The following is a 20,092-nucleotide window of genomic DNA, read 5'->3' as shown; positions in this document are numbered from 1 at the left end:
CCAGGTTTTAAAATATATTTTATCGCCCTTGGTCCTTTCTTCTCTTTGTGTCTTTTTAATACGGATATAAAATTAGCAATATCCACAGGATGCAAATTAAAAGATACTTTATCGCGTGTCATGGCACTACTTACTTGTAAAAAACCACGAANGGGATAAGCGCTGAAAGCATATAAGCGCGAAACCCACCACAAGATGAGATTTCTTTTAAGGGTCGTGGAAGATTACCACGTTGATAGGCTATAGGTGTAAAGGCAGTAATGTCATAGCCAAGTAGTACTAATAACCCATAGGCTTATGTAGAAGTCTTGCGCTCTTTCGAGCGCAAGCACCAACTCTTTTGATTATTTACGATATAATTTTTACCAATATGTTAACTTATACAGTTGAAATATACTGAAACATTTTAAGGTGATTATCGCAATGGGGCTCACCTCTTTCCATCCCGAACAGAGAAGTTAAGCCCATTTGCGCCGATGGTACTGCCAATGGTGGGAGAGTAGGTCGTTGCCTTTCTTTTAAAACCTCAATCTAAAAAGATTGAGGTTTTTTTTTGTGCTAAACTGAAAGAAATGATTAAAGCTCTTTTTTAATCTATAAACATCATACTGAATTTATTTTAGCATCGTAAAAACTATGGAAAATGGCAAATGAGGATGTGAAACTGAAATAAATTCAAATTCAAGTTGACGGATTCTATTTCTTATTTTTCTCTGATATTTTTTTTTCAGATAAAATTTAAACAGACTCTAATAATTACTACGCGTATCTGTTAAAAAGATTCTTTGAAATGACTGGCTTTCATAAATAAAAACTAATTTATGAATTTACCGAAACTCAATAAATAGACTTAGCCCCGATTGAAGCTTTGTTTGAGCTCTTTTTTTGATTTTTTTTCAAAAAAAAGCGAGTGCGGAAAGCGGGAATAGCTTCAAATAAAAAATAATGAAATATTTAATATATCTGCTAATTTATTATTAAAATTGCCAAATGAAGTATAGACAACTCACCAAAGAACAATTTGAAGGATTACACCAAGAATTTGCTCGTTTTTTAGCATCACAAACTATAGATGCTAAAGAATGGAAAGAATTAAAAGAACAAAAACCAACAGTCGCACAAGATGAAATGAACGTTTTTAGCGATGTCGTGTGGGATGATGTACTCACCAAAACCCAATATTTAGAACATTTTTCACCAAAAATGGTCAATCTATTTAAATGCGATGAAAATGAAATCCATCGAATTATGATTACCATCGATAAAAATATAAATCTGCTAGAACAACAAGGTTTTGAATGGTTAATGAAAAACCCTAATCATGAAAAAATAGAACTTTTTACAGGAACTAAAAAATATAATAAAGAAAGAAATCAAGAAATTTTTGACCTAATCGAAAAAGGAAGCTCAATATCAAAAGGAGAAATATTTACCTATTTTAATAAATTAACGTCGTAATCATATCTTAAAAATAAAATATAAAATTATTTTTTCAGTATTTTTGCAATATGATTGACCAAGGATTATTAGCATATTTAGAAAGTTTTATTACCGATAAAAGAAAAGAAACATTTAATAACGTTCTGAATGAAAGAACACGTCATTTTACCGTTGTTTTAGAAGATATTTATCAACCTCATAATGCAAGTGCCGTAGTCAGAAGTTGTGATATTTTTGGAGTTCAAGATGTATATGCTATTGAAAATAGATTTACCAATAAAGTATCTCGACACGTCGCAAAAGGAAGTCAAAAATGGTTAAACATCAACAGATACAAAGAAGATGGAGACAATACAAAAGCTTGTTTACAAGATTTACGTGCAAAAGGGTATCAGATAATTGGTACAACGCCACACACGGATTCTTGTGTATTATCTGATTTTGATGTTACTAAAAAATCGGCATTTGTATTTGGTGCTGAAAAAGATGGAATTTCCGAGTATATAAAACAAGAAGCTGATGGTTTTTTAAAAATTCCGATGGTTGGTTTTACCGAAAGTTTAAATATTTCGGTAGCGGCTGCAATCACGTTGAACGATGTTACAGCACGTTTGCGTAAAACAAATATCGACTGGAAATTAAGCAAAGAAGAACAGCGTGTTTTGTATTTTCAATGGATAAAAAACACGATAAAAAATCCTGATAAATTAATTGAATATTATCATAAAGAACTTAATTAGTACTAATAATATTTAAAACCAAGTCTTTAGTCAACGCTTGTCCGTTGGCTATTTTTTTGATGTTATCGAACGTAAATACAAAATCACAACCGTTTTTATAATCAGAACATCCGTAAGCAGATTTTCCTTTTATAACCATTCCTTTTTTACATTTCGGACACGGAATTTTATCAGTATTTGTTTGTGTATTTTTTTCAACTACTATTTGTTTTTCTTCTAGTTTTAAGTTGAAATTTTCATCAAAACGAACTAAGCCTTCTACTTTTTCATTGCTTTTTATGAAACCTTTTAAATTAGTGGTACAGCCTTTGTCGAGCAAGCGAATTAATTGATTTTCAGATATTTTTTTATCCATAAAACTAAAAGGTAATGTAAAACTACAACCAGTTTTATAACTCGAACATCCGTAAGCGGTACTTCCTTTTAATAGCTGCCCTTTTTTACATTTTGGACATTCTTTACCAACGATTGTTTTAATTATTTTTTTAGCTGTAACAGCTTTTTTTTCTTTTATATTTGAGTTAGGTATTTCATTTTCAGAAGAAATTCGTTTTGTTTTGTTACTTGAACGTACTTCATAAACCAATTCATCCACCATTTTTTTCATATTATTGATAAATGTTCCAGCATTAAATTCGCCACGTTCAATTTCTTTTAAACGTTTTTCCCAAAGTCCTGTAAGTTCTGCTGATTTTAATAATTCATTATCAATTAAATCAATTAAATCAATTCCTGTTTTAGTTGGAATTACCAGTTTTTTCTGACGTTCAATATATTTTCTTCGGAATAAAGTTTCAATAATACTTGCACGAGTTGATGGACGACCAATTCCGTTTTCCTTCATTAATTCACGCATTTCATCATCATCAACTTGTTTTCCAGCAGTTTCCATAGAACGTAATAAACTTGCTTCGGTGTAATTTCGTGGCGGTTTGGTTTCTTTTTGTAAAAAACTAGGTTCATGCGTTCCTTTTTCCCCTTTTACAAAAGTTGGTAATACGTTAGTTGTCGTTTTTTTGGTGTTATTTTCATCTTCAAAAACAATACGCCATCCTTTTGATAAAATTTCTTTTCCACTTGTTTTGAAGGATATATCACCAACTTTTCCAATCACAGAAGTATTAGAAACATCACTTTCAGGATAAAAAACAGCAATAAAACGACGGGTAATAATATCGTACACTTGTTGCTGATTATAAGGTAAATTATTTTGAATCCCAGTAGGAATAATCGCGTGGTGATCGGTTACTTTTTTATCATCAAAAACCTTTTTAGATTTCTTTATTTTCTGACCTAATAATGGTTTTGTTAAGGTATTAAAATTGGTTAATTTCCCTAAAATCCCTGCTATTTTTGGGTACACATCGTTGGGTAAAAAAGTAGTATCAACTCTTGGATAAGTTACGACTTTCATTTCATAAAGCTTTTGAACCATTTTTAATGTTTCATCCGCAGAAAAGCCAAATTTAGTATTACAATATACTTGTAACCCTGTTAAATCAAATAATTTAGGAGCGTATTCTTTTCCTTTTTTCTTGGTTACTGAAGTAATTTCAAAATCACTTTCTTTTACTTTATCAGCAAAAATTTGCCCTGCTGCTTTTTTAAAAAAACGACCTTCTTCGTAGCTAAAAAGCGTGTCTCTATATAAGGTTTGTAATTCCCAATATGGCTGTGATTTAAAATTTTGAATCTCTTTAAATCGATTAACGAGCATCGCAAGAGTAGGCGTTTGCACTCTTCCTACGGATAAAACTTGTTTGTATCCACCAAATTTAACAGTGTATAATCGGGTGGCATTTAAGCCTAATAACCAATCGCCGATGGCACGTGAAAAACCTGCGTAATATAAATTATCGTATTGTGATGCGGGTTTTAAATTCTCAAAACCTTCTCGAATTGCTTCTTCGGTTAGCGATGAAATCCATAAACGTTGTACTTCGCCTTTATAACCTGCTTGATTTATAACCCAGCGTTGTATTAATTCTCCTTCCGTTCCTGCATCGCCACAATTAATAACGACATCGGCTTTGTCAAATAATGATTTTACAATTTTAAATTGTTTTTGAATACCTTCATCACCAGTAACTTTAGTATTAAAATGGTCGGGTAGCATCGGTAAATTATTTAAATCCCAACTTTTCCAATGTGGTTTGTAATCTTTGGGTTCTAAAAGTGTGCACAAATGCCCAAAAGTGTAGGTTACCGCATAACCATTTCCTTCAAAATAGCCATCTCGCTTGGTATTCGCTCCTAATATATTCGCAATTTCTCTTGCTACACTTGGTTTTTCGGCAATACAGACTTTCATTTGTTTTATTTATTCGATTTTTAGAGCTTCGAAATTACTAAAATAAATTGGTTTGAATGAAAACTAATTTTAGATTTCATATAAGTTTAAATACCTAAAAATGCAAAAGCCTGTTTAAATTTTCAAACAGACTTTTACATTTTTTATTCAGTAATTTATTTCAATAATTTTACTACACGTTTTTCATTAATTACCCATTAAAAAGCTAGTAATTTTATCTTTTCTATATTGAATATTTTCTTTTGTCCAACGTAAATTTTCTTTTGTCATTTCTTGAATTTCACGCTGTTGTTCGGAATGTTTATAGCTGTCTCTTTTTTCGATAAATGGTTTATTTCCCACAGAACAATTATGAGATTTAGAAACTAATAAATAATTACCTAAACAATTTAGAGATTCATTTATAAATGTTTCATCATAAGTATCATATCCTTTTTCAGGATTTTCAGTTTGTGGAGCAATATGTTCTAATTCAGGATTTGTAATTTTATCAAAACGAGTAGGAGTATAGCCATTTTTTCCTTTAGATTCTAAATTATTTTCATATTTCCAAAGTAAAAATTTAGAAGTTTTATGACGGATATTTCCTTGTAAAGAGCGTTTTAATTCAGCATCATTCCAATATGCCCACCACCAATCTTCTGTTGTTTTCATCCATTGAATTCTGTCAATAATTGGCGTTATATTCGGGTTTTCAAGTGTGAAATTTTGATAAACATCATTTATTCTTGAGGTAATATCAGCTCTAGTACCAATTAATCGGTGTCGTAAAATAATCGATTCTAAATTAGAAGATAGTTGATTAATTTCTTGTATCGGCAAACCAAATTGATACGCTTTAATTAAAAAAGGTATCGCAATACCAATTCCACCAAGGGTTACAAGAGAATGAATTTCTAAATTATCTCTTTCATCTTTTCCGAAAAAGGTGTTTAAATGTTCAAAACTATTTGCTAACGATTGCGTAAATGCTTGTATAAAAGGAATTGGGTTTTCTTCGGAAATTAGTTTATTCAATCTTTCAATCGCATTTGTTTCCCAAAGTGAATTGAAGTGTACACGAAGCGTATAAGTTAAAATATCGTCTTCATTAATTAGGTATTCTATTGATGAAATTGATTTATATATTTTCTCAAATCGAGTTTTAATTTCATCAATTAAAGAAGCTTTTTCTTCACCGCCATACAGGTGAACATTAAACATAAATTGCGCTTTTATAATTTCTAAATTCGAAGGTTTTTTTCCCCTATTATTTTGAAAAATAAACATTTGAATTGCTTCGGATTCATCTTTTACAGGATGCGTTGTACACGATGCGTTTTGAACAGTATTTAACATTTCAAGTAAATAGTGTTCGTTTTTATCAGAAAAAATAGCAGTAAAAAAATCAAAAGCCTCTACAATTCTTTTTGCAGATGTTGTTTCAAGTCCGTTTTTGTCTTTTTTAGATTGGTCGATCACATAATCTTTAAAAAGTTGTTTATCATAATCAACCGTTTCAAATCGATATGTATTTCGTCTTTTTATAATATCTTCAAAAATTTCTTCTTCGGTATCATTTAAAGGTCTAATTTCTTTTAATCGTTTAAATAATGCAGAAAGAAATATAACAATCGTTGTCATACGTTGTTGTCCGTCAATAATTCCGAAGGTATTTTCAGACTGTTCTTCAAATAGAAAATGACCAAAATAATATTTTGATTTTGTGCTACTTTTATTGTAATTTTCTAAATCGGTAATAAAAGTATTTACTTGTTTTGATGGTTTTTTAGTATCGAATTCTGTTTCCCAAGAATAGGCTCTTTGATAACTTGGAACATGAATTTTATTTCCAGCGAGCATTTGTTTTACTGTTGTTGAAGGTTTCATTTTTCTAATTTTTTTTATAAAAATAGGAATTTAAAATGATATATTAGAGAAATAAAACCATCAATAAAAACAAAATTTGTGCTAAATCTTAAACGCTCGTTGTCGTTTTGCTTCAAAAGTTAAAATTGCGGCGGCTACGGAAACATTCATCGAATCTATTTGCCCTTGCATTGGAATATTGATGTTTTGTGTGGCTTTTTCACGCCAAATTTGGGTTAAACCCGTGGCTTCTGTACCAACAACTAATGCTGTTGATTTTGTATAGTCGTTTTTATGATATTCGTTCGGATTTTGCAAGGTTGCACTGTAAATATTGATATTATTTTCTTGTAAAAAAGCAATAATTTCTTCGGATGTTCCAACGCCAATTTGATTGGTGAAAACACAACCCACACTAGAGCGTACAATATTCGGATTGAATAAATCTGTTTTTGGGTTTGCTATAAAAACAGCATCGACATTTGCAGCATCGGCAGTACGAAGCATTGCACCGATATTTCCAGGTTTTTCAATACTTTCTAATACCAAAACTAGTGGGTTTTCTGTTTTAAATTGAATTAAATTTATACTAAAATCTTTAGATTTTACAACAGCAATTACACCTTCGGTAGTATCACGATAGGCGATTTTTTGATAAATTTCTTTGGTAATTTCAATACAAGTAGCAGTCGCTACTTTAATAGTTTTTAAAGCATCAGAAGAAAACATTTCAGGGACAAATAAAAGCGTTTCTATTTGATAATTTCCTTTGATAACTAACGAAATTTCACGTTGTCCTTCGACTAAAAATAAGCCTTTCTTTTTTCGCTCCCGAGATTTATCTTGAAGTTTTAATAACTCTTTAATATAAGGATTTTGGATACTGCTGATTTGTTTCATAGAAACAAAAATACCTAATTATACTTATTTTAAAATTAGTTTTCCTATTTTTTTATCACCAGATAACCAAGCCGTATTTTTATCAATAAAACCGATGGCATAATAATTTTTTTCACTTACTTTTTGCCAAGAAATTCCGCCATCATTAGAAAATGAAATTCCTGTTTTTCCTACTGCAAAAATTTCTTTTCCATCGGAATTTGGTACATATTGCACACAACTTTTAAAGCTAGGATTTTGATTTTTAGCTACTAATTTCCATGTTTTTCCACCATCAATAGTAATGGCTTTATTGGCACAATTATCGGTTGGTTTTGTGTAATTTCCACCCATAATAATACCGTTATTTTTATCATAAAAAGCAATAGAATAAATGCCATCACCTATATTTCCTTGGATAATTGGCGTATCAAAAATATGCCAAGAATTTCCAAAATCCGTAGATTTTAAAACACGTGCTTTTTTACCACCTGTACCAATCCAAACGGTATTTTTAACAATTGCAATATTGGTATTACTTGCGGCAAAAAAAGCTTCTCCTTCTGCTAGTTTTGGAGATTTTTTATAGGATAATTTTTGCCAAGAATTTCCACCATCAGAAGTTAAAAGGATAGAAGCACCATTTTCTGTTGGATCGCCCACGGCAATTCCGTGTTTTTTATCAGCAAAAAAATGTAAACTATTGTAAAATACTTTCGGATGTTTTTCAGAATACACAATCTTTGTAGTATCTGAATTTATTTGATACAACAACGCAGGGTTTTCAATCGATAAAGCAAAAATATTTTTATTATTTACGGCAATACTTCTAAAATCAGGAATAATCGTGTCCTGATAACGTAGTTTTTTGTACTCCCAAGAAGTACCACCATTTTTAGTCGTACCGATAATTCCGTTCGACCCTGCATAAATCACCTCTTTTTCACTAATCGATTTTATCGCCCGAATACTCGTGCTTTTTTGTTCAAATTCATTAATTTGAATCGTTTTAAAATTTCTGATAATTCCTGTTTTTTCAGAAGTTTCTTTACAAGAAAAATAACTAAATAAGATTAAAATTAAAATAGTGAAATGTTTCATTTTTTTGATATTTTTACAAGGCTAAAATTAACAAAACCAAGTTGATTATCAGCATAGAAACAGCAAGAAAATATCAAAAAAAAATAGTAAAAAAATACATGAAAAAAGCATTGGTAATTTCTGGAGGTGGAAGTAAAGGTGCCTTTGCAGGCGGTGTTGCAGAGTTTTTAATCAAAGATAAAAAGAAAGATTACGATCTGTTTTTAGGAACATCAACAGGAAGTTTAATGGTATCGCACTTGGCGCTCAATGATGTTGATGGCTTAAAGGAATTATATACCAATGTTGATCAAAAAGCAATTTTTAGCAACAGTCCTTTTAAAATAAAAACCGTGCATGGCGAAAAAGTTATTTCTATTCGGCATATAAATACATTTTGGAACTTTTTAAACGGCAGAAAAACTTTTGGCGAAAGCAAAAATTTACGAAAACTGATTAAAAAAAATGTTACTAGAGAAATGTACCATCAAATTCGAAATGATAATAAAGAAGTCGTAGTTACTTTGTCGAATTTAACAGCAAATCAAATTGAATACAAAGCGATTTCTGCATGTACCTACGAAGATTTTTGCGATTGGATTTGGGGTTCGTGCAATTACGTGCCTTTTATGAGCTTGCTAGAAAAAAATAATTGTCAATATGCCGATGGCGGTTTTGGAAGTTTAATCCCGATTCGAGAAGCAATTTTACGTGGGGCAAAAGAAATTGATGCCATTATTTTAGAAACTGAAGTAACACAAATTAATCGAATTCCTGCTAAAAACCCGTTTTCGTTAATGCTCGATGTTTTTGATTTTATGCTCGAAAATGTTGAACGTCATAATATTACGATTGGTAAATTATCAGCAAAACATCACGATGTGCAACTAAATTTATATTATACGCCCACGGTTTTAACCACAAATACCTTAGTTTTTGATAAAAAATTAATGACCAAATGGTGGAAATCTGGTTATTTATACGCCAAAAAATTAGACGAAGAAAAAATGACCCCTTTTAGACCTGAAATGCTCGAAAATCAAGAAATTGAAGAAGGCTTAGAAAATATTGAAAACATCGAAAATAATTTTAATTAAGTATCAATCAGCATAAAAAAACTCAATAACTCAATAAAAAACGAAGAGCCTATTTAAATTTCATTTAAAAAAGTTTTATAGTATAAAAATAGAAAATCGAATCCGTCAAACTGAATTTATTTCAGTTTCGCATCCTGATTTGCCACAGTTATTAGCCTTGTGCGATGCTGAAATAAATTCAGCATGACGATAATTTAATTTTTAAACAGGCTCTAAAACTAAAAATCCAGCGATAAAGCTGGATTTTATATTGTAAATGCTAGATTTTTTTACTTAAAATCAACATACATCGTATTATAATCAGGATTTTTCATTGATGAATCCCAAACAAAAGATTTTGGAAAAATTCTTTTTGATGGCACACTTTCTCTAGCTCCTTTGGTAATATATTCAATTGTTTTTGCTAATAAAGGCTCGCTCGAATCGCCCAAAATACCTAACGCATTCGGAGTTTCTTGTATGATAACTTCTGGAATAAATCCATTAGGTTTGTTTTCGCCCTTTTTATTTTGAATCTCCAAAACAATCGGTTGCATTGCCCAAGTATGACTGGTTTTTAAATTTTCGCCAGTACGCATAAAATTATCCGAATCGTACAAAGTTATTGAACCGACATGTTTTCCGTAGGTTTGTGTCCCAACTAATTTGACATCAATATAAGGTTTTAATCCATTGATAACAAGCTCAGAAGCAGAAGCAGAATTTCCAGAAACAATAAAATAAACCCTATTTAAATGTAATCCTTCGATGTTTTTTTCTGAAACAATAGTTCCTTGATTATCTTTATTGATGATTTTATCCGTAAAATTATTGTTGAAAAAATCAGGGCTGAAATTGGCATTTACTTTATGATTCCAAACTTGTTTTGAAAATAATTCACCTGTAAATTGACCTGTAATCATTTGAGCTAAATAACTCGCAGATTGTACAGAACCTCCGCCGTTGTAACGCAAATCAACAATTAAATCGGTAATTGCTTCATTTTTAAAATTTAAAAATTCGGCGTTTAAAGCTTCATCAAAAGAACTCGAAAATTGATTGTATAATAAATACCCAATTCTGTTACTTCCCTGTGTAATTACTTTGGCTTGTTGTATCGGATTTTCTGTAACTTGACTTGTTGTTAATAAAACAGTTCTGCCATTACTAACAGGATTTCCTTGTTGATAATCAGCTAAATGTATTGTAAATGACGCTTGATTAAATAAATCATTAATATTATCTTTCGTGATTTCAGTGCCATTCACTTGATTTATAAGCATGCCTCGTTTGATACCTTTAGTATCGGCATCTGAACCTTTGGAAACATCATATACATAGACGTAATATTTTGCCGAACCATCAGCATAATTTATCGCTTTTATTTTCATTCCTGTGGTTAATCGGATACTTTGAAATGAATTTTCTAACGCAATATAATCCTCAACAATCCAAGAATAAGTACTATTCGGATTCTTCGGATATTCATCATTCATCGATAAAGAACTGTAAAATAAATCCGTAGGGTTCTCAAAGCTAGCTAAATAAGTGTTTAATTCAACATCGTTTTTAAAACGTGTATCCGATAAATCGGGAATTTTATCTTGCCATAAATAAAAGGCATTTAAACCACGCCATACAAAATGTTGAATTTCGATATTCTCAGGCGTACTTTCTTTTTCACTACAAGATACTAGGGTTATTAGTGAGAAACTAACTAAAAATAAGGAAAGAAATCGGAAGGGAAATCGAGCGGAAAATCGTCCGAAAAAAGATTCAAAAAATGGAATGATACATGCTTTTAGTAATTTCATAAGGAATATATTAACGTATAAGATAAACGCAATTTAATCAATAATAGTATATTTTTAAATATTTTTGAAATAATTTAGCCCCAATACTAAAATATTAATTTATGTATCAACATGGCATTGAATTTGAATGAATATTAGGTGTCGATTTTCGTACTTATGATTCCTTTCTATCAAAAAATAAAATATTAAAAACACTCAAAAAATACTAAATAATGATGAAAAAATATAGAAAAATGATAGTATCAGTCTTAGTATCAGTTGTAATATTAGGTGTTTTATCGATAGGAAATCAAAAATATAAGGAGTATCAACAACGAAAAAAAATAGCAGAAATAACAGAAGCACTCAAGTTAGTTGCCGTCAATTTAAATAAAGGAAATCAAGCATTACAATACTTAAATACCTACGAAAAAACAGTTCAGAAAGTGATAAATGCTGTCAAATAATCAAAAAAAAATACACAAAAAAACAACTAAAAAAATAAAATAACATCAAAATAATACTAAATTAATTATGAAAAAATATATAAAAAATACACTCGTTTTACTTGCTTTTATAAGCATCTCCATAACCAGTTTTGGACAATCAATCTTTGATAAATTAGAAAATATTGAAGAAGTTTCATCCGTAATTGTTAATAAAGATGCCTTCGAGATTCTATCAAAATTTAAAGTCGATGCTGATGATAATGAAGCTATCGAAATCTTTACGATGATTAAAGAGTTAGAAGAATTAAAAATGTTTTCAACAAAAAATACCAGCATCGCTACCCAAATGGAAAAAATGGTGCAGCAAACCGTCGTTAAAAATAAATTGGTAGCACTTATGCGAGCAAATGACCAAAATTCTCGTGTTAAAATTTATGTCAAATCAACAGAAAATAAAAATTTTGTAAGCGAAGTATTATTATTTATCAAAGATAAAAATACCGAAAAAGGAACACCAGAATCTATTATTGTTTCTTTAACAGGAATTATTGATATGAATAAAATGTCTAAAATAGCCGATACTTTTTCTAAATAAAAATAAATAAAATAGCCTAGTTTTATGAAGTTTCAAAAAGCTTTTACATCAATTTCTATAGTCCTAATATCTTTTTTAAGTAGTGCCTTATTTTCGCAATCTGCGACAATTTATAAAGCCGAAACAGCTAAAATTCACGATTTAATTCATACAAAATTAAAGGTCGATTTTAATTTTAAAGAAAAACAATTAAACGGCGAAGAATGGCTAACGGTAAAACCACATTTTTATCAAACCGATAAAATTACCTTAGATGCAAAAGCCATGATTATTCATCAAATAAGTATGAATAATCAGAAATTAGCCTATAATTATGATGACTCTAAATTGATTATCGACTTGCCTCGAAGCTATAAAAAATCCGAAGAATTTACGATTTATATAAAATATACGGCACGTCCTGAAAAAGTTCAACAAAAAGGAAGTAATGCAATTACATCGGCAAAAGGATTGTATTTTATAAACCCAACAGGCTTGGATAAAAATAAACCAACACAAATCTGGACACAAGGAGAAACCGAAGCAAGTAGTTGCTGGTTTCCCACAATTGATGCGCCAAATCAAAAAACTTCCCAAGAAATTTATATAACCGTTCCTAATAAATACGTAACATTATCCAATGGGAAATTAGAAAATCAACAAAAAAATAACAACGGAACAAGAACCGATTATTGGAATTTCAAACAAAAACACGCACCGTATTTATTTTTTATGGGCGTAGGGGAATATGAAATTATCAAAGACAATTACAAAAATATTCCCGTTGATTATTATGTAGAAAAAAAATATGCTCCACACGCAAAAGCAATTTTTGGAAATACACCTGAAATGTTAGCTTTTTTCTCGAAAATTACAGGAATCGAATATCCGTGGAATAAATATGCACAAATCGTAGGAAGAGATTACGTAAGTGGTGCTATGGAAAACACAACGGCGGTAATTCATGGCGAAAAAGCGTATCAAATGCCAGGGCAATTAATTGATGAAAATATCCATGAAAATACCATTGCTCATGAAGCTTTTCATCATTGGTTTGGGAATTTAGTAACGGCAGAGAGTTGGAGTAATTTAACCGTCAACGAAAGTTTTGCCAATTATAGCGAGTATTTATGGCGTGAGTACAAATATGGAAAAAATGATGCCGATGCACATTTATTAGAAGATATTGAAGCCTATAAAAATGGGCAGAATTTTGATAAACATTTAGTGCGATTTAACTACCATGATAAAGAAGATATGTTTGATGCCGTTAGCTATAACAAAGGCGGTGCGATTTTACATATGTTGCGTAATTATCTAGGCGATGACGCTTTTTACGCAGGTTTAAATACGTATTTAACTACCAATAAATACAGTACTGCAGAGGCACATCAGTTGCGTTTGGCTTTCGAAAAAGTAAGCGGAAAAGACTTAAATTGGTTTTTTAATCAATGGTATTTTAATAGCGGACATCCGAAATTAGCCGTTTCCTACGACTATAATAAATTACGAAAAACAGTAACCGTAAATATTAAACAAGAGCAAGAAAATACCTTTAAATTTCCTTTTGTTATTGATATTCTTGAAGAAGGAAAATCACAAAAATCACAAAAAATAACACGCCATACTGTTTTTGTAGAAAGTAAAGACGCTTCATTTACATTTCCGTTTGTAACGCAACCAACTTTTATTCAAGTAAATGCCGATGGCGTTTTACTATGCGATATCACCGAAAATAAAGTGTTAAGCGATTATATCAATCAATTAAAATACGCTGAGAATTATCAACATAAAAAAGAAGCTTTAGTGGAGGTTGCTAAATATCAAGATGATAAAAAAGCGTTTAATGCAATCGCAGATGCTTTAAATGATGATTTCTATAAAATTAGAATTTTAGCCTTAGAAAATATCAATCTGGCAAATAAAAATACTAAAAAAAATGTAATCGAAAATATTAAAAAAATCGCCACAAATGACCCGAAAACATTAGTAAAAGCAAGTGCCATCGAAACGTTAGGGAAATTAACAAATCCTGAATTAAAACCCGTTTTTCAAAAAGGTTTGCAAAGTGAATCCTATGCCGTTTTAGGAAAATCATTAGTTGCCATCTATTATATAGATAAAAAATTGGCAATTCAAAAATCAAAAACACTCCCTGTCGATGTTAAAAAAATTATCGCAACGCCCTTAACACGTATTTATTTAGATGAAAATAATCAGGAAGAACTCCCGTTTATCGCTGGAAATGTAATCGAAGGAATGTTTTTAAGTCAGGATAAAAAAATACAATCGCTCTACAAAAAAGCATACGATAAAATTGCTAGTAGTAACAATACCGAAGCAATCAGAAATTTAGCTGATGATATTGTCGCGAAAGGAACACAATACAAACAATATAATTTTGATAAAGTTGGCGTGAATTTATTGCGTCAAGTAGTTCAGAAACAAAAAATAGCAAAGCAACCAACCAAACTTAAAAATATTGAAATTGCTAAAATAGCCATGGCTAAATTGTTACAGTAATTAAAAATCAACCTATAAAACTGATGAAAAAAAAGACAACAAAGCTATTTTTTACAAACATAATTGTAACATTGTTTCTAACAATATTTTTAACGATTTCTTGTAATAGCGTCAAAAATACAGCCAAAGCACTTAACTCTGGAGATTATGAAAAAGCAATGGCATTATCAATTAAAAAATTAGCGAAAAATAAATTTAAAGCGAAAAATCAACCCTACGTTCTAATACTTAAAAATGCCTTTAAAAAAGCAACCGATAGTGATTTAGCTAAAATAGCGTATCTGAAAAAAGAAGAAAATTCGGCAAATTTAGAAACTATTTATACCCTATATAATCGCTTGAAAAATAGACAAGAAAAAATAAAACCACTCTTGCCTCTCAAAAATATCAAAACAAATAAAAATGTAAATTTTAATTTACAAAATTATGATGCTCAAATTATTCAGGCCAAAGAAAATTATGCTAATTATTTATATGAAAATGCCGTTAATTTGTTAAATAAAGGCTATCAAAATAAAATGAATTATAGAAAAGCATTTGATACTTTTACGCAGTTAAATAAAATATCTCCAAATTATAAAAACACCAACGATTTACAAAAACAAGCGCATTTAAAAGGAACAGATTATATTTTTTTATCCTTAAATAACCAAACAAATCAGGTGATACCAAGAAGGCTTGAAGATGATTTGTTAGCAATAGATACGTATGGATTAAACAACTTATGGACGGTTTATCATGCTAAAAAAAATAATTTGGTAAACTATGATTTTGATTTGGAATTAAATTTAAGAAATATCGATATTTCTCCCGAACAAATTCACGAAAAAGAAATTACCAAAGAAAAACAAGTTCAAGACGGCTTTAAATATTTGAAAAATAATAATGGCGGTTATGTAAAAGATAGTTTAGGTGTTAAAATAAAAGTCGCTAATTTTAGAACAATTCGTTGTCAATTATATCATTTTACGCAGTTTAAAAGTTGTAAAGTTTCAGGAATTGTAAAATATTTTGATAATCAAACAAATCAATTACTAGAGCGTTTCCCTATCGAAAGTGAATTTGTTTTTGAGCATACTTACGCCGATTATAATGGCGATAGAAGAGCTTTAGAGGAATCTTTTTTTAATTTAACGGTATTGAAATCTGTAAATTTTCCATCAAATGAACAAATGATTTACGACACAGGAAATGATTTGAAAAAGAAATTTAAGCATATTATTACTCGAAATAAATTTAGAAACTAACTGTTTTAAAACTTTAAACTAAAAAAACTCCTGTTATAAACAGGAGTTTTTTAGTTTTAATAAGGTTATTTTATTCTCTCAAAAAATGTTAATTTATAATTAGGTAAAGCTTTTGGATTTGTAATTTTGATGATATCTTTTAAAACTAAATCAGGTCTGATTGGCGCTAATTCAAAATAGATAAGTCCACCTGTTTTTCCTTTTTTTGTACCGATAGTATAAGTGCTTTCGTTTTTTAAAGCATCGAATTCTTTATAATGTTTATTAGCATTTAATAATTGTGCTGTTGTTTCGTATAAGCCGCAACCAATCCAATAATCAGCTTTTTTTCCTTTATCTAAAGCACTTTCAAAACTTAATTGTAAACTTCCTGTGCTTTTGGTTTCTTTCCAAAGATAATTTAAATGTGCATCCTTAAAAAAAGTAGCGATAAAACTATTTCCTCCAGGAACATTCCAAACTTCTTTAAACATACTTCCCGATAAAATTGTTGGATAATTAGTGCTTTTTTTAGCTGTTTTTTTGGCTTCTAAATAATTTTTTTCAATGGTATTAAAAATACTGTCGGCTTGTTTTTCTTTATTTAAAAGTACTCCGAAAAATTTAATCCATTCTGCTCTTCCTAAAGGTGTTTCTTCTAGCCAATCGCCATTAAAAACAACAGGAATACCTGCTTTTTTGATGTTTTTGTATAATTTACTATTTGGATGTAAAGAAAAACCAACAACTAATTCGGGTTGTAAATCTAGTAGTTTTTCGGTGTTCATACTTTGTTCCATACCAAGTTCAACTATTTTTCCGTTGTCAATTCTTTTTCTTGTTTTTTCTGATGAAATATATTTAGCGTGTGGAAATCCGACTAATTTATTTTCACTATTTAAAAGTTCTAGCATCGGTATGTGTGTGGTGCTGGTAACGACTAATTTTTCAACAGGAACTTTTAGTTGATTTTTAGAAATATCTGTTTTATTGGTAAGTGTAAATTCAAACTGTTTGTCTGAATTTTGAAACACTTTTTTAATGATTAATTTTTTCTCATTATTTTCAGTAATAATATCAAAACCTTTTGCATGTTTAATAGTGCTTTTTTGGTTGGTTATTATTTTTTTGCTGTTTTTTTCTTCTGATTTTTTACATTGGATAAAAAACAGTGAAAGAATAATAAGTATTAAAAAATGTTTCATTTTGATGATTGAATTATAGTGTGAATTTTATAATATCTCCGTACTTTAACTTTAAATCGAAAGAATTTTCTAAAGAAATATTGTTTACATAAGCCCACAAACTTCTGATTACTCCAGCGTGGGTAACAATAACAACACGTTGTTTTTTTAGCTTTTTAATATCATTTAAAAATTGAACCGTTCTTGTATGTAAATCAATATAAGATTCGCCATTTGTAACGGTAATATTTACAAAATCGTTCATCCAAATATCTAACTCAGGTTTATTGATATCATCCCATTTTTTTAGTTCCCAATCTCCAAAATCGAGTTCTTTTAATCTATCATCAAAAATAATAGTATCAGATAATTGTTCTGCTAATAATTTACATCGCTGTAAAGGACTTGAATAATAAACGGTTTCGGAATCCTTTACAGGAACTTCTTTTAAAATTGGGCGTATTTCTTCTAAAAAAGTATCGATAACGCCAATATCTGCTTGTCCGTAGCAAACTCCTTTTTCAATATTTGGAGTCGTATGTCTGACTAAAATAATTTCCATATAATTATTATTGATAAATAAAAAATAACTTCGGATACTTGTTGCAATGCACCAGCACAATCGCCAGTTTGCCCGCCAATCCATTTTTTGAAAAAACTTCCCATGTATAAATACGTTAAAAACAAAGGAATTAGTACTGCAAATACTCTAATATCTTGAAAAAACACAAGTGGTGCTATTCCGAAGAAACCAGAAATAATTAGTGCTTTTGTACTCATTTTTTGAGTAGTAGGTTTTACTTTAGCCGTGTCAATATCTCTTACATATTCGTGTGTGTATAATAAAATAGTTGCGATAAATCGGCTAATAGCATGTCCTGAAATCAATAATAAAGGAATTGTTTTAATCGAATTATTGAATTGTAATAGTTCGTATAAACTTAATGTTTTTATTGATAAAAGCGCAACAATTCCCACAACACCATAAGTTCCTAATCGAGAATCTTTCATGATAGTTAAAATTTTATCTTTCGTCCATCCGCCACCAAAACCGTCGCAAACATCAGCAAAACCATCTTCATGAAAAGCACCTGTTGTCCAAACAGAAGCAATTAAACTAAAAACAAGTGCAATACTTGGATTGAATAAAAAAGATGCACCAACATAAACTAATGCAGATATTACACCAATAACAATACCAACTAACGAGAAATAACGACTGCTTTTATTTAAAATTTCAGGAGAATGATTTACCCATTTAGGGCAAGGAATTCTCGTGAAAAATAAGACAGCAGTTAAAAAATAATGAATTTGATTTTTCATAAATTAAGCTTCAGATATATTTGCACTTTTAAAAGTTGCCATTTCATTTAAAAAACTAACAGCCGATTTTACAATAGGAAAAGCAATAGCACTACCAGTTCCTTCGCCTAAACGTAAACCAATATTTAACAGCGGTTTTACGTTTAAAAATTGTAACATTTTTTCATGACCTTGTTCGCCTGATGTATGGCAAAAAATACAGTAATCTAAAACATTTTTATTGATAGCTTGTGCAGCTAATAAAGCCGAAGTAACAATAAATCCATCTACTAAAATGGTCATTTTTAAAGATGCTGCTTCTAACATAGCTCCGCACATCATTACAATTTCAAAACCACCAAAAGTAGCCAAAGCATCTATTGGGTTTTTAATGTTTTTTTGATGTAAATTAAATGCATTTTTAAGAATGTCAGCTTTTTTAAGAACTCCAGAATCATCTAAGCCAGTACCTTTTCCAACACAACTTTCAATCGATGTATTTGTAAAATAACTCATTAATAAAGAAGCAGCAGAAGTGTTTCCAATTCCCATTTCGCCAAAACCAATGGTATTTGTTCCTTGTTTATGTAATTCTGTAACTAGTTTTTTTCCTTTATCTAAAGCTGATAAACACTCGGCTGTGGTCATTGCTTTTTCAATACTATAATCTTTTGTTCCTTTAGCTATTTTTGCTGATATCAAATTTATGTTTGATTCAAAATCAGCATTTACACCTGCATCAACAATTTTTAAATTGATATCATTCTGATTACAAAAAACGTTAATTGCTGCTCCGTTACTTAAGAAGTTTAACACCATTTGTTGCGTTACTTCCTGCGGATAAGGACTTACAGGGTTCGATTTCACAATTCCATGATCACCAGCAAAAACAACAATACTTGGTTTTGATAAAGTAGGAGTAAGGCTGTTTTGAATTTGTCCTATTTGTAAGGCAATTTCTTCTAAAACTCCTAACGAGCCAATTGGTTTTGTTTTAAAATTAATTTTATCTTCAAGTGCTGTTTTTAGCGTTTCTGAAAGTGGTGTTATTTCCGTAGAATACATTTTATTTATTTTAAAGTTAGTGGTAAACCAGATACTATAAAAGTAGCTTTATCTGCTTTTTTAGCAATATATTGATTTACCCATCCTTGTAATTCGGTAAATTTTCTGCCAATTTGAGTATCGGCATGTAAACCCATTCCTATTTCATTAGATATGATAATAATAGTTGCATCAATTTCAACTAGTTTGTCAATTTCATTGGTTGCTAATTTTAAACTTTCTTGAACATCATTTTTAGTATCTAAATAAAAATTAGTCAGCCATAAAGTAACGCAATCAATAACGACAGTTGCATTTTTAGGAATAACATTGCTAATGTTTTTTTCTTCTTCAATAGTAGTCCAACGTTCATCTCTATCAGAAATATGTCTGTCTACACGTTTTTTAAAATCGGCATCCCAAATTCTTGAAGTTGCTAAATAATAAGGATTGTTAGATAATGATTCTGCTAATTGTTGCGCATAGCTACTTTTTCCTGAACGTTCTCCGCCAGAGATATAATACATCATAGTAAAGAAATAAATTGACGGCAAAGATTGTAAACATTTTTTAGAAAAAGAGAATAATACTTGATAACTATGTAATTTAGCCACTTAAAATAT

The 20,092-nt window shown here is 30.1% G+C and carries 17 protein-coding genes and 2 rRNA genes; 9 read left to right on the top strand and 10 right to left on the bottom strand.

Features of this window, described 5'->3' with window-relative positions; all coding sequences use genetic code 11:
- The 4 genes from L0U72_RS10240 to L0U72_RS10225 form a co-directional block, all read left to right on the top strand.
- Positions 1–303, top strand: a 23S ribosomal RNA gene (locus L0U72_RS10240); the annotation flags it as partial.
- Positions 304–407: 104 nt separating this feature from the next.
- Positions 408–516, top strand: a 5S ribosomal RNA gene (gene rrf / locus L0U72_RS10235).
- A gap of 474 nt (positions 517–990) precedes the next feature.
- Positions 991–1,458: a DUF6495 family protein gene (locus L0U72_RS10230; RefSeq protein ID WP_101917245.1), complete on the top strand. Its 468-nt coding sequence runs from the start codon at positions 991–993 to the stop codon at positions 1,456–1,458.
- 50 nt (positions 1,459–1,508) lie between these two features.
- Positions 1,509–2,180 carry a TrmH family RNA methyltransferase gene (locus L0U72_RS10225; RefSeq protein WP_233899066.1) on the top strand — a complete coding sequence of 224 codons (672 nt, stop codon included), beginning with the start codon at positions 1,509–1,511 and terminating at the stop codon, positions 2,178–2,180.
- Here L0U72_RS10225 and L0U72_RS10220 read toward each other — a convergent pair.
- The 4 genes from L0U72_RS10220 to L0U72_RS10205 all read right to left on the bottom strand — a co-directional run bounded on the left by L0U72_RS10220 (position 2,173) and on the right by L0U72_RS10205 (position 8,319).
- Positions 2,173–4,491, bottom strand: coding sequence for a type IA DNA topoisomerase (locus L0U72_RS10220; RefSeq protein WP_233899064.1), 2,319 nt, complete (start codon positions 4,489–4,491; stop codon positions 2,173–2,175). The two genes, L0U72_RS10225 and L0U72_RS10220, sit on opposite strands and share 8 nt — an antisense overlap.
- A 186-nt stretch (positions 4,492–4,677) precedes the next feature.
- Positions 4,678–6,360, bottom strand: coding sequence for a DUF262 domain-containing protein (locus L0U72_RS10215; RefSeq protein ID WP_233899062.1), 1,683 nt, complete (start codon positions 6,358–6,360; stop codon positions 4,678–4,680).
- An 81-nt stretch (positions 6,361–6,441) separates the two neighbouring features.
- The gene (locus tag L0U72_RS10210) at positions 6,442–7,239 is read right to left on the bottom strand and encodes a TrmH family RNA methyltransferase (RefSeq protein WP_233899060.1); all 798 of its coding nucleotides are present in this window, start codon (positions 7,237–7,239) and stop codon (positions 6,442–6,444) included.
- 24 nt (positions 7,240–7,263) lie between these two features.
- The gene (locus L0U72_RS10205) at positions 7,264–8,319 is read right to left on the bottom strand and encodes a WD40/YVTN/BNR-like repeat-containing protein (protein ID WP_233899058.1); all 1,056 of its coding nucleotides are present in this window, start codon (positions 8,317–8,319) and stop codon (positions 7,264–7,266) included.
- A 98-nt stretch (positions 8,320–8,417) separates the two neighbouring features.
- On the opposite strand from L0U72_RS10205, the gene L0U72_RS10200 reads away from it, so the two are divergent.
- Entirely contained in the window at positions 8,418–9,395 is a 978-nt protein-coding gene (locus L0U72_RS10200) for a patatin-like phospholipase family protein (RefSeq protein WP_233884748.1), read from the top strand.
- Between the two features lie 269 nt (positions 9,396–9,664).
- On the opposite strand, the gene L0U72_RS10195 is transcribed toward L0U72_RS10200, so the two are convergent.
- Positions 9,665–11,188 (bottom strand): S41 family peptidase, encoded by a 1,524-nt coding sequence (locus L0U72_RS10195; RefSeq protein ID WP_233899056.1) that lies wholly within the window; start codon positions 11,186–11,188, stop codon positions 9,665–9,667.
- Positions 11,189–11,421: 233 nt separating this feature from the next.
- Here L0U72_RS10195 and L0U72_RS10190 point away from each other — a divergent pair, with 233 nt between their 5' ends.
- The 4 genes from L0U72_RS10190 to L0U72_RS10175 all read left to right on the top strand — a co-directional run bounded on the left by L0U72_RS10190 (position 11,422) and on the right by L0U72_RS10175 (position 15,960).
- On the top strand, positions 11,422–11,634 hold the full coding sequence (locus L0U72_RS10190) for a hypothetical protein (RefSeq protein ID WP_233897121.1): 213 nt from the start codon (positions 11,422–11,424) through the stop codon (positions 11,632–11,634).
- 67 nt (positions 11,635–11,701) lie between these two features.
- Positions 11,702–12,211: a DUF4252 domain-containing protein gene (locus L0U72_RS10185; protein WP_198912852.1), complete on the top strand. Its 510-nt coding sequence runs from the start codon at positions 11,702–11,704 to the stop codon at positions 12,209–12,211.
- A 24-nt stretch (positions 12,212–12,235) separates the two neighbouring features.
- Positions 12,236–14,713, top strand: a complete 2,478-nt coding sequence (locus L0U72_RS10180; protein ID WP_233899055.1) for a M1 family metallopeptidase — start codon at positions 12,236–12,238, stop codon at positions 14,711–14,713.
- 23 nt (positions 14,714–14,736) lie between these two features.
- Positions 14,737–15,960: a hypothetical protein gene (locus L0U72_RS10175; RefSeq protein ID WP_233899053.1), complete on the top strand. Its 1,224-nt coding sequence runs from the start codon at positions 14,737–14,739 to the stop codon at positions 15,958–15,960.
- Between the two features lie 65 nt (positions 15,961–16,025).
- On the opposite strand, the gene L0U72_RS10170 is transcribed toward L0U72_RS10175, so the two are convergent.
- The 5 genes from L0U72_RS10170 to L0U72_RS10150 are packed head-to-tail and all read right to left on the bottom strand — an operon-like array spanning position 16,026 to position 20,083.
- Positions 16,026–17,144 (bottom strand): ABC transporter substrate-binding protein, encoded by a 1,119-nt coding sequence (locus L0U72_RS10170; protein ID WP_233899051.1) that lies wholly within the window; start codon positions 17,142–17,144, stop codon positions 16,026–16,028.
- Between the two features lie 13 nt (positions 17,145–17,157).
- Positions 17,158–17,685 carry an alpha-ribazole phosphatase gene (gene cobC, locus L0U72_RS10165; protein WP_233899050.1) on the bottom strand — a complete coding sequence of 176 codons (528 nt, stop codon included), beginning with the start codon at positions 17,683–17,685 and terminating at the stop codon, positions 17,158–17,160.
- The gene (locus L0U72_RS10160) at positions 17,670–18,446 is read right to left on the bottom strand and encodes an adenosylcobinamide-GDP ribazoletransferase (protein WP_233899049.1); all 777 of its coding nucleotides are present in this window, start codon (positions 18,444–18,446) and stop codon (positions 17,670–17,672) included. Before L0U72_RS10160 ends, cobC begins: the two co-directional genes overlap by 16 nt.
- Positions 18,447–18,449: 3 nt before the next feature.
- Complete coding sequence (gene cobT, locus L0U72_RS10155) at positions 18,450–19,490, bottom strand: nicotinate-nucleotide--dimethylbenzimidazole phosphoribosyltransferase (RefSeq protein ID WP_233899048.1); 1,041 nt, start codon at positions 19,488–19,490, stop codon at positions 18,450–18,452.
- Positions 19,491–19,495: 5 nt separating this feature from the next.
- A complete protein-coding gene (locus tag L0U72_RS10150) occupies positions 19,496–20,083 on the bottom strand; it encodes a bifunctional adenosylcobinamide kinase/adenosylcobinamide-phosphate guanylyltransferase (RefSeq protein ID WP_233899047.1) in 588 nt (195 codons plus the stop codon).
- Positions 20,084–20,092: the final 9 nt, after the last annotated feature.

Source organism: Tenacibaculum piscium, assembly GCF_021390755.1.
GTDB lineage: Bacteria > Bacteroidota > Bacteroidia > Flavobacteriales > Flavobacteriaceae > Polaribacter > Polaribacter piscius.
Note: the sequence above shows the minus strand (reverse complement) of the source record. Positions and strands in the feature narration are given on the sequence as shown.

Bases quoted from the DNA above. Each gene is read 5' to 3' on its own strand.
- L0U72_RS10230 (WP_101917245.1), top strand. From the start codon at position 991: ATGAAGTATAGACAACTCACCAAAGAACAATTTGAAGGATTACACCAA.
- L0U72_RS10210 (WP_233899060.1), bottom strand. From the start codon at position 7,239: ATGAAACAAATCAGCAGTATCCAAAATCCTTATATTAAAGAGTTATTA.
- L0U72_RS10160 (WP_233899049.1), bottom strand. From the start codon at position 18,446: ATGAAAAATCAAATTCATTATTTTTTAACTGCTGTCTTATTTTTCACG.
- L0U72_RS10180 (WP_233899055.1), top strand. From the start codon at position 12,236: ATGAAGTTTCAAAAAGCTTTTACATCAATTTCTATAGTCCTAATATCT.
- L0U72_RS10200 (WP_233884748.1), top strand. From the start codon at position 8,418: ATGAAAAAAGCATTGGTAATTTCTGGAGGTGGAAGTAAAGGTGCCTTT.
- cobT (WP_233899048.1), bottom strand. From the start codon at position 19,490: ATGTATTCTACGGAAATAACACCACTTTCAGAAACGCTAAAAACAGCA.
- L0U72_RS10170 (WP_233899051.1), bottom strand. From the start codon at position 17,144: ATGAAACATTTTTTAATACTTATTATTCTTTCACTGTTTTTTATCCAA.
- L0U72_RS10190 (WP_233897121.1), top strand. From the start codon at position 11,422: ATGATAGTATCAGTCTTAGTATCAGTTGTAATATTAGGTGTTTTATCG.
- L0U72_RS10215 (WP_233899062.1), bottom strand. From the start codon at position 6,360: ATGAAACCTTCAACAACAGTAAAACAAATGCTCGCTGGAAATAAAATT.
- L0U72_RS10220 (WP_233899064.1), bottom strand. From the start codon at position 4,491: ATGAAAGTCTGTATTGCCGAAAAACCAAGTGTAGCAAGAGAAATTGCG.
- L0U72_RS10225 (WP_233899066.1), top strand. From the start codon at position 1,509: ATGATTGACCAAGGATTATTAGCATATTTAGAAAGTTTTATTACCGAT.
- L0U72_RS10195 (WP_233899056.1), bottom strand. From the start codon at position 11,188: ATGAAATTACTAAAAGCATGTATCATTCCATTTTTTGAATCTTTTTTC.
- L0U72_RS10205 (WP_233899058.1), bottom strand. From the start codon at position 8,319: ATGAAACATTTCACTATTTTAATTTTAATCTTATTTAGTTATTTTTCT.
- L0U72_RS10175 (WP_233899053.1), top strand. From the start codon at position 14,737: ATGAAAAAAAAGACAACAAAGCTATTTTTTACAAACATAATTGTAACA.
- L0U72_RS10185 (WP_198912852.1), top strand. From the start codon at position 11,702: ATGAAAAAATATATAAAAAATACACTCGTTTTACTTGCTTTTATAAGC.
- cobC (WP_233899050.1), bottom strand. From the start codon at position 17,685: ATGGAAATTATTTTAGTCAGACATACGACTCCAAATATTGAAAAAGGA.